General features: G+C 46.5%; 13 protein-coding genes. 6 read left to right on the top strand and 7 right to left on the bottom strand.

Annotated features, from left to right (window positions below; all coding sequences use genetic code 11):
• The 3 genes from OH773_RS08440 to azuC all read right to left on the bottom strand — a co-directional run bounded on the left by OH773_RS08440 (position 1) and on the right by azuC (position 2,896).
• A complete protein-coding gene (locus OH773_RS08440; RefSeq protein WP_270144786.1) occupies positions 1–954 on the bottom strand; it encodes an ABC transporter permease in 954 nt (317 codons plus the stop codon).
• Between the two features lie 61 nt (positions 955–1,015).
• Positions 1,016–2,611, bottom strand: a complete 1,596-nt coding sequence (locus OH773_RS08435) for an ABC transporter substrate-binding protein (RefSeq protein WP_270144785.1) — start codon at positions 2,609–2,611, stop codon at positions 1,016–1,018.
• 201 nt (positions 2,612–2,812) lie between these two features.
• Positions 2,813–2,896, bottom strand: a complete 84-nt coding sequence (gene azuC / locus OH773_RS08430; protein WP_115628089.1) for a stress response protein AzuC — start codon at positions 2,894–2,896, stop codon at positions 2,813–2,815.
• A 216-nt stretch (positions 2,897–3,112) separates the two neighbouring features.
• On the opposite strand from azuC, the gene OH773_RS08425 reads away from it, so the two are divergent.
• Positions 3,113–4,531 carry an MFS transporter gene (locus tag OH773_RS08425; protein ID WP_270144784.1) on the top strand — a complete coding sequence of 473 codons (1,419 nt, stop codon included), beginning with the start codon at positions 3,113–3,115 and terminating at the stop codon, positions 4,529–4,531.
• Between the two features lie 57 nt (positions 4,532–4,588).
• The gene (locus OH773_RS08420) at positions 4,589–4,825 is read left to right on the top strand and encodes a hypothetical protein (RefSeq protein WP_270144783.1); all 237 of its coding nucleotides are present in this window, start codon (positions 4,589–4,591) and stop codon (positions 4,823–4,825) included.
• A gap of 64 nt (positions 4,826–4,889) precedes the next feature.
• Here the strand turns inward: OH773_RS08420 and OH773_RS08415 are convergent, their stop codons facing one another.
• Complete coding sequence (locus OH773_RS08415) at positions 4,890–5,528, bottom strand: RpiB/LacA/LacB family sugar-phosphate isomerase (RefSeq protein ID WP_183269642.1); 639 nt, start codon at positions 5,526–5,528, stop codon at positions 4,890–4,892.
• Positions 5,529–5,911: 383 nt separating this feature from the next.
• On the opposite strand from OH773_RS08415, the gene yecR reads away from it, so the two are divergent.
• From yecR to galE, 4 genes are all read left to right on the top strand, one after another.
• Positions 5,912–6,205 carry a YecR family lipoprotein gene (yecR, locus tag OH773_RS08410; RefSeq protein ID WP_270144780.1) on the top strand — a complete coding sequence of 98 codons (294 nt, stop codon included), beginning with the start codon at positions 5,912–5,914 and terminating at the stop codon, positions 6,203–6,205.
• A gap of 216 nt (positions 6,206–6,421) precedes the next feature.
• Positions 6,422–6,919 carry a non-heme ferritin gene (ftnA, locus tag OH773_RS08405; RefSeq protein ID WP_270144778.1) on the top strand — a complete coding sequence of 166 codons (498 nt, stop codon included), beginning with the start codon at positions 6,422–6,424 and terminating at the stop codon, positions 6,917–6,919.
• 236 nt (positions 6,920–7,155) lie between these two features.
• Positions 7,156–8,079 (top strand): glucosamine inositolphosphorylceramide transferase family protein, encoded by a 924-nt coding sequence (locus OH773_RS08400; protein ID WP_442865659.1) that lies wholly within the window; start codon positions 7,156–7,158, stop codon positions 8,077–8,079.
• A 110-nt stretch (positions 8,080–8,189) separates the two neighbouring features.
• Complete coding sequence (galE, locus tag OH773_RS08395; RefSeq protein WP_270144774.1) at positions 8,190–9,206, top strand: UDP-glucose 4-epimerase GalE; 1,017 nt, start codon at positions 8,190–8,192, stop codon at positions 9,204–9,206.
• A 63-nt stretch (positions 9,207–9,269) separates the two neighbouring features.
• On the opposite strand, the gene OH773_RS08390 is transcribed toward galE, so the two are convergent.
• Genes OH773_RS08390 through OH773_RS08380 form a run of 3 tightly spaced genes read right to left on the bottom strand, consistent with a single transcriptional unit; the run spans position 9,270 to position 12,231 of the window.
• On the bottom strand, positions 9,270–10,667 hold the full coding sequence (locus tag OH773_RS08390; protein WP_270144772.1) for a DUF4832 domain-containing protein: 1,398 nt from the start codon (positions 10,665–10,667) through the stop codon (positions 9,270–9,272).
• A gap of 41 nt (positions 10,668–10,708) precedes the next feature.
• A complete protein-coding gene (locus tag OH773_RS08385; protein WP_270144770.1) occupies positions 10,709–11,116 on the bottom strand; it encodes a hypothetical protein in 408 nt (135 codons plus the stop codon).
• A 2-nt stretch (positions 11,117–11,118) separates the two neighbouring features.
• Positions 11,119–12,231 (bottom strand): glycosyltransferase family 4 protein, encoded by a 1,113-nt coding sequence (locus OH773_RS08380; protein ID WP_270144769.1) that lies wholly within the window; start codon positions 12,229–12,231, stop codon positions 11,119–11,121.

The raw sequence follows: 12,231 nt of genomic DNA, 5'->3' as shown, positions 1-12,231 counted from the left end.
TTACCTCAACGCCTTAATGCGCGGGTCAGCCACGCGATATAACAAGTCTGCCAATAAATTGCCGAAAATAATCATTGCTGAAGAGAGCATGATCATCGCCATGATCAACGGGTAATCCAGCGAGGTTATTGACTGGATCCCAAGCAGCCCCATACCGGGCCAGGAAAAGACACTTTCAGTGACATACGCACCGACCACCAGCTCACCAAACGACAGGCCAAACAACGTAATAACCGGCAATAGCACATTTTTGAGAACATGGCGGAATAAGATGGAGCGGCGTGTGGCGCCGTATGCCAGCTGCGTTTGCACATAATCAGCTGACAATTGCGTAATGGTGTTAGAGCGGATGTAACGCACATAACTCGAGAGGTTGTAAAAAGTCAGCGCGATACACGGCAAAATCCCGTGACGAACCACATCCAGCCATGAGTCCTCCATGCCAATGGAGCGCATCCCCATGCTCGGCAGCCAGTTGAGCTGCACAGAAAACACCGTTATCAGCAGGATACCAAACCAGAAAATCGGCACTGAAATACCGATATAGGCAAACATGTTGAGGAAGTTATCCAGCCAGCGGTGTTTGAAAGCTCCGGCCAGCAAACCCAATGGCAGGGCTAACACGATGGCCAGAATCAGTGATGCCCCCATCAACCCAAGCGTTGCCGGAATACGTTCAGCAATCATGGTTAATACCGGGCGATGATAAATGAGTGAATAACCCAAATCCCCTTGCAGCACGTTTTTCAGCCACAACAGGTATTGCATAAACATCGGTTTATCAAGCCCAAGGCTGTGACGGATACGCTCGATATCCTCAGGGCTCATGCGGGGTGTGATGTAGGCCTGCACCGGATCGCCGGGTGCCAGTTTGACCAGCAAAAACGACACCAGTGAAATGAAGAACAGCATCGGCACAAGTTGCGCCAGGCGTCGTACTAACAGATTGTTCATACTGCTTTCCAGGTTTTACCCAAAATAAAACCCCCGGCTGAGTGCCGGGGGTAAGTGCTTATTACTGTTGTTGATAGATTTTTGACAGATCCTGGAACATATAAACCGGCTTAGGTTCGGCTTCTTGCGTCCCGGCAAAACGTTTATCGACGGCAACCACGGCGTTGGTATAAGCAATAGGATACCAGGCCATATCGTTTGCCACCGTTTGCTGGATTTGTTTGTAAATCTCAGCACGTTTGGTTTTGTCTGTTTCGGTCGCACCCTGGTTCCACAACGCATCAAACGCTGGGTTTTTGTAGTGCGCGTAGTTGTAAGCTTCGTTACTCATATACAGCGACTTATAACCGTCAGGTTCCATACCCATGATGTAACCGCCAAGACTCAGTTCATAAGCAGTATTTTTCATGTCCAGGCTACGCTGTGACATCGCGTTCGCATCCAGAGGCATCAATTCAACCGCAATGCCCACGTTTTTCAGCTGTTGCTGAATATACAGCCCCATGCTTTCCTGGGTTTTATTGCTGTTGATATAGGCAAGACGTAGCTTCAGATTCGCTGGTGCGCCTGACTCTTTAAGCAGCGCTTTCGCTTTTTCCACATCGAATTTATAGGTTTCAACCTCGTTGGTTTGATACAGCGTATCTGGCGTCAAAATAGACGCGGCAGGTTGCGCGTAATCCAGCGAAGAGAATGCCGCCTGAACCAGTTCATCTTTATTGATGGCATAAGCGATAGCCTGACGCAGGGTTTTATTCTTCATGCTATCGACGTTCTGGTTGAACGTCATATACGCCAGACGGCCTTCCGGATAAATAACGAAGTCGAATTTACCGCTCGATTTCAGGCGCGTGACATCTTGCGGATCAACCATCTTCATGTTGATTTCACCGTTTTGTAGCGCCAGGTTTGCGGAATTGCTGTCTTTTGCAAAACGGTAGGTGACGGCATCCAGTTTCGGTTTACCGTTCCAGTAGTCGTCAAAACGCGTCAGGGCGTAATACTGCCCGGCACGATACTCTTTAAATTTGAACGGGCCCGAACCGACTGGCGCATCGTTTTTGGTGCTCTTTTCCATGTCACCCTTTTCATCAGCAAACACATGCTGTGGGATCGGGTAAATCTGTACCAGCGTCCCGACAAACGCAGCGCTCACCTGTGGCAGCGTGAATTTCACCGTTTGGTCATCGACTTTGCTGACTTGAATCGGTTTGTCGCCATACACGAACATACTGCGGAAGAAGCTGTGCTGCTTCTCATCGAGCAATTTGTTGAAGGTAAACACCACGTCATCAGCGGTGATGGCTTTGCCATCCTGCCATTTCAGATTCGGTTTAAGTTTAAGAAGATATGAGAGGTTGTCATCGGACGGCGTCAGGCTTTCTGCCAGGCCCCATTCGATTTTGTCGCCGTTGAAGCTATACAGCGGAGCATACAGCGCCTGCATAATCGTCAGCGTAGTACGGTCACTGGCATACAGCGGGTTCATCGCTAACGGGTCACCACTGGTAATACCAACAATCAAATTGCCGCCATCCTGGGAAGCTTGTTTTGCCGGGGCAGGACTTGCCGCAGTGTCAGTTTTCGCATCATCACAGCCTGAAAGAGCCAGGGCCAAAGAAGCAAACAACGCAGATAACAACAGGGGTTTACGCATTTAATCACGGACTCCATCTCAAATAGAGTCCGCATAGTGCACCACCCTTACCCACATTGTAAATAAGTGTAAAACGCATAACGATATGCGAAAAAGTGCTAAGGGATAAAATGTCGATATATAGCGGTACAGAGAGGAGAAACATTCAAATTTCAGGCATAAAAAAACCTGCCGCAGCAGGTTTTTCTTCAGTCAGGCAGATTAAAACATGCCAGCTGGCGGTACATCTTTAAAGGTTTTGCAGTACTGCTCAAACATGCTTTTCAGGATTTTGCGCATTTTCATTGTGTGCTCCAGTTTTTTCTTTTTACAGGTTTTGCTCTTTATGGTGCTCATAATATGACATCCGTCACGCAAATCAATAGTTTTGTGATGCACATCACACATTTTTCGTGTGGATTTTACAAGTTCGTCACATGAAATGGCTTGCAAATCCAATACTTAACTGGTTAATTGGCTCAATTAATTTTTAAAACATTATTTTAATTTTGAGTTTCATTCATGGAAAACTCCCCTTCTCAGTCACCAAAACGTGGCATTTCTGGCATGGCGTTGTTGGTGGCTGGCGCATTTTTTATGGAATTTCTCGATGGGACGGTGATCGCCACCGCTCTGCCGGAAATGGCAAAAACATTTGGCGTCGATGCCGTTGATCTGAATATTGGCATGAGTGCTTATTTGCTGACTCTGGCCGTGTTGATCCCGGCAAGCGGTTGGATTGCCGACCGTTTTGGCGCACGCAAAGTCTTTACCCTCGCACTCGGGATCTTTACCTGTGCCTCCGTGCTGTGCGGGATTGCCAACACGCTTGAGCAGTTTGTCGCGATGCGCATCTTGCAAGGAGTTGGTGGTGCGCTGATGGTGCCCGTCGGGCGACTGGCGGTGTTACGAACTACGCCCAAACATTTACTGATTACCGCTATCGCCACGCTGACCTGGCCTGCGCTGGTTGCGCCGATAATTGGCCCTCCGCTGGGCGGATTCATCACCAGTTATGCGTCGTGGCGTTGGATTTTTTATATCAATCTGCCGCTTGGATTGATTGCCATGGCGCTGGCGTGGCGCTTGATTCCTGATATTCATGATGACGATCGCCGCCCGTTTGATGGTATCGGATTTACCGGTACCGCCGTGGCGATGATTAGCCTGGTTTACGGTCTGGAAATGCTGGGGCAAGCTCAGGTCAATCTCCTGCCAACATTGGGGCTGCTGCTATTGGGCGCCGCATCGTTATGGTTTTCACTCTGGCATTTTAAGCATGCCCAACATCCGATGATTCGTCTTGAGGCTTTAAAGGTGCAAACCTTCGGCGTGACGATGTACGGAGGGTCGCTTTTCCGCACCTCCATCAGTGCGGTACCCTTTTTATTGCCGCTGCTGTTCCAGGTGGGTTTCGGTATGGATGCGTTTCATTCTGGCATGCTGGTGTTGGCGGTGTTTGCCGGAAACCTTGCCATGAAACCTGCCACCACGTCGTTAATTCGAGCGTTAGGCTTCAAAAAACTATTAATCATTAATGGGCTGCTCAATGTCGCGTCTCTGTTAGCCTGCGCCTTTCTCACTCCGCATACCGTGGTCTGGTTGACGGTTGCCATTCTGTTTTTTGGCGGGATGTTCCGCTCGATGCAATTTACCGGCATCAGCACCCTCTCCTTTTCCGATGTGCCATCGTCACAAATGAGCTACGCCAATACGCTTTTTAGCACTGCGACGCAGCTGTCTGTTGGGTTAGGTATTACGCTTGGCGCGATAGGGATCCGCCTTGGCGAGAAAATAAGCCAGTGGCTCGATGTCGCGTCAATTCCTGGGATGTCGATCAAAATATCGTTTGTGATGATTACACTGATTTGCCTGCTGGGGCTGGTTGATTTACTGCGACTGCCACAAAACGCCGGGAGCAGCGTGTCCAAAAAGCCATAGTGCATTTCAGACCTCAATTATACTTAACGCAACAGATCGCGTGTCGTTGAGGTCGTTATGAAACAGAGAACGGTTAGAGTAATGCTGGTTCTGGCGCTAATCAGTTATCAGGCAAAGACCGCAGAACCCGCCGAACATTCACCCTCATTAAACTTCCCTACGCTACATAAACCGAGCCTGCACGGCGGTATACAACAACGATGGCCGGAAGCGCCGCAAGCGAATATCAACCATCAACACTGGGATGCGCAGCATCTTGAAGCCGCACGTCAGACGCAGCACACCGTGGATTAAGTGGTGTTGACGCAAAAAAAATGGCCAGCAAAAGCTGACCATCTTTATTAGCGATTAAATACTATCAGGCAAGAATTTCGCGAACGAACGCTTCAATCTCTTTGTTCTGGCAGTTTTCGAAGAAACACTTCTGGAAACGTTCGCCCGTCACTGCTGTTTTCACCAGTTCAGGATCGATAGAACGCAGGGTGTCCAGATAGTTTTCTTTCACTACCGCAGCTTTAACCTGATTCAGGATACCCGCGTTACGAACCTGTGGCTCTTTACGCTCGATTGGGTAGCCTTCGCCTTTACGGCCAGTGAATGCTTTTTCAAACATATAACGTACGTTCAGCTCTGCACCCCAGCCGAAGCCTTTAGCGAATGCCAGTGACAGTGCGTTTCCGTTGTTGATTTGGGAGAACAGGAAAGCATCAGCAGGATCCAGGCAGTATCCGCAAACCACACCCGGGTGGATGTTCAGGGACATCATTGCGCCCTGGCCTGTGCCACAACCGGTCACAACGAAATCAACGGCTTTAGAATTCAACAGAATGCTCGCCATAATACCGAGGTGGATGTAGGTCAGGTGGTGATCCTGCTCATCGCTCATACCGACGTTGTAAACCGGGTACTCTTTCTCAGCAGCAACCGCTTGCAACTCATTAAGAATGATTGCGTTTTTGCCAGCCTGACTGTTTTCCATCATCAGTGCTATTTTCATTTCCGTCTCCTGATTGGGTCACGGGGTTTCCCGCGTTGAAAAGCTTAGGTATGCAGTAACGATACTATCTAGCAAACATACTTTCAAATTTAATGAAATTTAGTTTTAAAAAATTAAGATGGGGTCACACTTCTGCGTTTTCCCGATGAAAACCCTCCGGTTTATACCGATACGGTTACAGCCGTAAATTTCCAGCCGATTATTACCTTAAATTCCACTTAAGAGCCGCTCTATTCGTTAACGTAAGGGAAATTATGCAGCTTTGTGCTGTTGGTCATATTCCGTTTGGCTGCATGCTAAAATTGTAAGAAATATCATTTGAGTCTCAGCATATGAAATCTGTTTATTTGCTTTTAGTGGCTGCGTTATTAAGCGGCTGCACCATGAATAAAACCCCACAGCCCGTCAAAGGAAGCGAAGTTGCAGGGGTTGTTCGTCTGGGTTTTGATATTGCCCCATTACAAAGAGCGAAAATTGATACCTACGTTGCACAGTCAGCAGCCAGCCATCAATGCCAACAATGGGGTTATGTCTCCGCATTCCCCTATGGAGAGCCAATCAGAACCTGCTCTCTGACCAGCGGCGCGTTGTGCCTGAACCAAACTGTGACCCTTGAGTACCAGTGTCGGGGCAACGGAATGGAGAAATATCTGAGAGATGAAATAGCCGTTCAATAACCGGAGTGGGTTTACTAATGGGATGAGCAATAAATTATTTCTCATCCCGTTAATTAAATAATAATCATTCTTGTTGGCCTGTAATAGCTTTTAAAAAAGAATAATATTAGCAACCATTCTCATTACAATAATATTATTAACAATTCCTTTGCATTATAGAAATAATAAAATTAAAGTAGCGCCATTGTTAAAGTCCTAATTCTCATGGAGCGCCTCATGCTTAAAGCTGAAATGATCGAAAAACTTAACGAACAAATGAATCTTGAGCTTTACTCTTCCCTGCTTTATCAACAAATGAGTGCATGGTGCAGCTACCATAGCTTTGAAGGGGCTGCCGCTTTCCTGCGTCGCCATGCTCAGGAAGAGATGGAGCACATGCAGCGCCTGTTTGCTTATTTAACGGATACCGGAAGCTTGCCTCGTATCAATGCTATTCCAGCACCCGACCATGATTATACTTCTCTGGATAGCCTGTTTAGCGCAACCTACGAGCACGAACAGTTAATTACTCGTAAGATCAATGAACTGGCTCATGCAGCGATGAGCTCTCAGGATTATCCGACCTTTAACTTCCTGCAGTGGTATGTTTCTGAGCAGCACGAAGAAGAAAAACTGTTTAAATCTGTACTGGATAAATTAAGTCTGGTCGGTAAAAGCGGTGAAGGTTTGTATTTCGTAGATAAAGAACTTTCTACCCTGGATACACAAGCTTAATCATTTCTAATCGGTAAGCATGCTTTATGCTTACCGGTTCTCATTTTCAAAATGTGTTCATCGCTCTACCCTGCAAAATCCCCCAGATTTTTCTCTTCAGAAAGGCGAATGTTGCCCGAACGTCTATACTCCACAACAGCAGTATTCCGAACGCCGAACATAGCTTCTACTCATACAATAATAAGCAACATTTTCTTCCTGTATCTGGTGATAACTGACATGGACAAGATGAAAAAATGTTAAACAAAAACAATAGATTAATTAAAAAGCTATTCTTCCATGAGTCCTGGGACATCATGGTCATTAAAAACTGCATGCATTCATTCCCTGATAATACGCTGGATATTCTCAGTCATTCCAAAGCACAACTTCTTAATAAAAAATACACGTTTCAGGCCGATCCTTTTATTATCGAAAAAGAAGATAAACTGTTTATCTTCTATGAAGCATTTAGTTTCCTTAACTCGAGAGGCGTACTAAAGTGCCGGGTTCTGAATAGCGAGATGAAAGAAATAGAAGATATCAAACTACAGGGTTTTGATGATTTGAAATGTCACCTGTCATTTCCTTTTATTTTTTCTCATGATGACAAACTATTTATGATCCCGGAATCATCAGAAAGAAAAGAAGTTATTCTCTTTCAATCTACTGATTTCCCGGCGCGTTGGGAAAAAGTCAAAGTGTTACTTTCCGATGTCGAATATACAGATAATGTCTTCTTTACTTTGGATGGCGTAAGCTATCTCATATCCACCACGCTGGATAATGAAATGGTAATTCACACGGCAAATGATTTGTTAGGTGACTGGAAAAAAATCGAACCGTCGTTAACATTATGTAACTACCACCATCGCGGTGCCGGAACGCCTTATTCAAACAATAATAAAAATTATATTCTTACTCAGGAATGCTTACCCGGGTCATATGGGAAATCAATTTATATCAAAGAGTTAATCAACTTAACCCCAACGACTTTCGAAGAACGACTGGTGGCGAATATTTCCCCTACCATTAACAAAAGCTCAGGCATTCATACTTTTAATTTTTCTGACACATATATTGTCTATGATACTAAAAATTGGATATTCAGCTTTTTCTCTCCATTAAAAAAGATAATCTTTAAGTGCCTTGTCAAATACCGGAAACAGTATTTTGCCTGAAACAGCAGATGAATGCCCGGGTGTTTGCTGATACTCTTGGTTAACTTGACTGAGCATGAGTAAGACATAAGCTCGATTCGCTCATTTTGCAATATTATTCTGGAGATACTATGGCAATTCTTGTAACTGGTGGTGCTGGCTATATTGGCTCACATACCGTTCTGGCATTACTGGAGAGAGGTGATGATGTCGTCGTCATCGACAACCTTTCTAACTCGTCTAAAGCCTCTTTGGACAGGGTTGCAGAATTAACCGGAAAAGTACCGACATTATATGTTGCCGATATTTTAGACAAACATGCGCTAAAAGAGATCTTCTCAAATCACGAGATATCCGATGTTATTCACTTCGCTGGCTTAAAATCTGTCGGTGAGTCGGTTAGAAAGCCTCTGGAATATTATGAAAACAACGTCGTTGGGACGCTGGTTTTGCTCAATGAAATGTTGCTTGCAGGCGTCGATAGCTTGATCTTCAGCTCATCTGCGACGGTATATGGCAATCCAGAAAAAGTCCCGCTAAGCGAAGAGTGTCAAACCGGGGGGACCACTAACCCATACGGGACGTCGAAATTAATGGTTGAACAAATTTTGCGTGATTTTTCGCACGCACAACCTGAATTCCGCATTACCTGTTTACGCTATTTCAACCCGGTTGGCGCGCATCCGTCAGGCCGGATCGGTGAAGATCCCAACGGTATTCCTAATAACCTGGTGCCTTATATTTCTCAGGTCGCTATTGGAAAGCTCGAATGCCTCTCGGTTTACGGCAACGATTATCCAACACCCGATGGAACCGGCGTCCGTGACTATATTCATGTGCTGGATCTGGCAAGCGGGCATCTGGCGGCATTGGATCATAAAGCTGAGGGATCGGCCTTCAAAGCCATCAACCTGGGGACCGGTGTCGGTTATTCCGTGATTGACCTGATAAAGGCTTTTGAAAAAGCCGCACAAACCCAAATTAACTACAAAATAGTCGACAGAAGACCGGGTGATGTCGCGGAATGCTGGTCGGATTCATCCTTAGCCAAACAGAAACTGGGATGGCAAGCGACCCGCTCTCTTGACGAAATGATGCGTGATACCTGGAACTGGCAGAAAAATAACCCGAACGGTTTTAACTCTTAATTCTGTTTCTTAAATTCCTGTCACGATAATGAGCCTGAATTTCAGCTTCAGGCTCATTCTCCGTTAATTATTAGTGCGAACCTTCGACACCCGATACCAACCGTCACTTTGTTTGCCTTCATTCGCCAGATTAATTCGCGCTTTTCCTTGTTTATCCAGCATCGCCACTTCAACAAAATATTGCCCATTCGCTAAATTCGCAGGCAGTGTCAGACGATAACTCGTGGTGCGCTCGCCAGGTAACCAGCTGCGAATATCATCAGAGGTTCTCCCCTGGGCGATAACCTTGTTCGCATCATTCACCAGGCGATACGACACATCATATTTCAGGTAAATCGGCGCGACCCCCTCATTTTTCCACAGGCTATTTAGCGTCAGAGATCCGCCTTTTGCTACGACCGCATCATGGCTTAACGAGGCTAGACGAAAACGATATCCCAGTTTTGTCAGCGCCTTATCGACGATGCCGCGATACATAACCGGCACCTCAGTGGACTTCAAATTAATCGTACTGGCGTGCTGTTCTAATGCCCAGTCAAAGGTCCGTTGCACTTCGTCGAGGGAATAATGCTGGATGGTTTTCCACTCGGCCATATGGCCGCAGATCTCAAAACTAATCGGCGCGCGTTTCCACGCATCATTAAAACCGGACCAGGCCGCCTGTGCCGCCTCTATGCGCTGCGGATAATCATCTTCCATCAGGTTCCAGGTTGTCGAAAAGTTACGCCAGTCGCCCAGACAGTCCGCACGCCAGCCAGCACCACGCTTCGTAGCGCTCACGAGGTTATCGCCACCGGCAATCAGCATGATTTTTGGCGTTTTAGGGAACGCAGTAAAGTGCATGGTGACGTACTTTTCTAGTTGAGCAGGTGTGTAGCGCTTTTCCAGCGGAGTCATTGAAGGGAAATTGCTGTTATGCCATTCACCCCAGGAACCCACCATGCCAATATCGACGTAGGCCAGGTTTTCATTACCATCGTACCGCTTCCCAAAGGCGTTCAGCAGACGCTGGCTATATTCAAGAAAAATGGGGTCATCTAAGTCCGGTGCGAAGGTTTTTTTGTCCGATGTCCAGACGCCTTTCACCCCTTTTTTAATCAGCCAGTCAGGGATTTTGCTCCCGCTTTCCGGGCCATCCATCACCATAAATCGCAGTCCAACATTCATCGCCGGTTGATGCTTCGCTGCAAACTTAAAAGCATCATCAACAAGAGCAAAGTTGTACTGCCCCTCAACTGGCTCAACTTCTGACCAGTAAAAACGCTCGTATTCAATTCCGGTATCGGGATATTGCGCCCGCGTTAGTTGATCACCATATCCCTGATGAAAGCTGGCGATTCCCATTCCCGGATTCGTTATGGGGCCGGAAAGTGCTTTTGGCGTGACGACTGTCATCGGTACGGCCATGACCGCCCCCGGAAAAACCATGCACATCAATGAAATTAACGTTTTTATATTCATAGTATTTCCGATTGGTGTTAGGGGCGTTAGCTCGCCCAGAACTAGTTGTTACGCAAGCTGAGCCACCAGTCCCAAATCCCCACATGGAAATTCCGAATCAGATCGATTCCCACTGCGGATTTGATCATATATAGCGTCAGTAACAGGCACAAAACGGCAAAAATAGAGCCGCCAAGAATCAGCAATGTCACAACAATTCGCACCAGAGTCGATTCTTTACGCAGCCTTTTACGTAAGTCTCGTCCCAGTAAAAAGACCATATAGTAACGCGTCCCAAAGAAGGGAAAGCTCTTACGAATATCGATCCGGTGGTGTGTTGAAAGAGTGATCGAAACGAGCGCGCCCTCTATCTCCTGCTTTTGTTCGGGAGTCAGCTGTGCCTGAGTTTCTTCATCAAGCACTTCGTAGAATCTGTCAATGACGATGGGGCGTCGGGTTGAATTCGTCAATTTTAACCTATTGATTTATCTATTAAATGGTAGACACCTACAGTTTTCCTGGCAATCTCACTCCAGTCATAGGTTTGCAGAAATTGACTGTAATCGGCGGTATTTAGCACACCTCTTTCCTGAATTTTCTCAGCTAAATCAACCACATTTCCGACTTTGAAATAAGCGTCAGCGGGCAGCCCGACTTCAAGATTTGCCGGGATATCACTCACTACCGCCGGTAGCGAATACGACATCGCCTCCAGCAGCGCTATCGGCAATCCTTCGTGATAAGACGGCATGATAAATAGCTTTGCCTGAGAAAATACCACCTTCAGTGCGTCACCTTTTAAAAAGCCAGTCAAAATGACATTCGGCGTTTTTATGGCTAATTCCTTCAGACTTATGCTGTAGTCGGAAGGATGGTCCGCATCACCAATCAAAACCAACGGTTCGGATATTCCGGATTGCTGGTAGGCGGCAATTAAATCATGAAACCCCTTTTCTTCCACAAAACGCCCCACCGCAACAAGATAATTCTTAGGCTTCAGAGCATAACGATCGAGTGTTTTATGAATCATTTCAGGGGTAAACGTTGGCGGAATATTCACACCGTTATGGATTAGATGGGCATCCATGCGGCCATGTTTCTTCTGAATCAACTGATTAATGACGTCAGAAATAACGATGACTTCATTGGCATAATTGACAGCAAATTTTTCGCCCAGCAAAAGCGCCTTCTTTGCAATCCCACCCCATTTCTGGCGTTCGTAATCCGGGCCGTGGTGCGTAAACACCACTTTCTTGCCAAGCATTCGGAGCAGCGGCACAACCAGACCCGGCCCGATCGCATGGACATGAACAATACTTGATTGGTCAAAACAGGTCTTAAACGCCGCTAAAACAGAGTGAGCAATGGCTTCCAGCGAACGTTTTTTGGGCGCCCACAGCGCCACGGTTTCAACATTTTTATACTGTGACTTACTGTAACCAACATAAGGTGCACGCGCGATGACACAAATATCCACATCAAACTGTTGTTTGATGGCTGGATAAAGATTTTGGCAATGTGTTTCCACTCCGCCTAATACATCGGGTATGCCACGCGTGCCGATAACAGTAATTTTTTTAGTCAT

It is taken from the genome of Buttiauxella sp. WJP83, assembly GCF_027594725.1.
Classification (GTDB): domain Bacteria; phylum Pseudomonadota; class Gammaproteobacteria; order Enterobacterales; family Enterobacteriaceae; genus Buttiauxella; species Buttiauxella selenatireducens.
The sequence above is the reverse complement of the archived record's forward strand: the minus strand, read 5'-3'. Positions and strand labels throughout refer to the sequence as shown.

Excerpts from the sequence above, each read along its gene's own strand:
- OH773_RS08440 (WP_270144786.1), bottom strand. The coding sequence starts at position 954 with ATGAACAATCTGTTAGTACGACGCCTGGCGCAACTTGTGCCGATGCTG.
- OH773_RS08435 (WP_270144785.1), bottom strand. The coding sequence starts at position 2,611 with ATGCGTAAACCCCTGTTGTTATCTGCGTTGTTTGCTTCTTTGGCCCTG.
- azuC (WP_115628089.1), bottom strand. The coding sequence starts at position 2,896 with ATGAAAATGCGCAAAATCCTGAAAAGCATGTTTGAGCAGTACTGCAAA.
- OH773_RS08425 (WP_270144784.1), top strand. The coding sequence starts at position 3,113 with ATGGAAAACTCCCCTTCTCAGTCACCAAAACGTGGCATTTCTGGCATG.
- OH773_RS08420 (WP_270144783.1), top strand. The coding sequence starts at position 4,589 with ATGAAACAGAGAACGGTTAGAGTAATGCTGGTTCTGGCGCTAATCAGT.
- OH773_RS08415 (WP_183269642.1), bottom strand. The coding sequence starts at position 5,528 with ATGAAAATAGCACTGATGATGGAAAACAGTCAGGCTGGCAAAAACGCA.
- yecR (WP_270144780.1), top strand. The coding sequence starts at position 5,912 with ATGAATAAAACCCCACAGCCCGTCAAAGGAAGCGAAGTTGCAGGGGTT.
- ftnA (WP_270144778.1), top strand. The coding sequence starts at position 6,422 with ATGCTTAAAGCTGAAATGATCGAAAAACTTAACGAACAAATGAATCTT.
- OH773_RS08400 (WP_442865659.1), top strand. The coding sequence starts at position 7,156 with ATGTTAAACAAAAACAATAGATTAATTAAAAAGCTATTCTTCCATGAG.
- galE (WP_270144774.1), top strand. The coding sequence starts at position 8,190 with ATGGCAATTCTTGTAACTGGTGGTGCTGGCTATATTGGCTCACATACC.
- OH773_RS08390 (WP_270144772.1), bottom strand. The coding sequence starts at position 10,667 with ATGAATATAAAAACGTTAATTTCATTGATGTGCATGGTTTTTCCGGGG.
- OH773_RS08380 (WP_270144769.1), bottom strand. The coding sequence starts at position 12,231 with ATGACTAAAAAAATTACTGTTATCGGCACGCGTGGCATACCCGATGTA.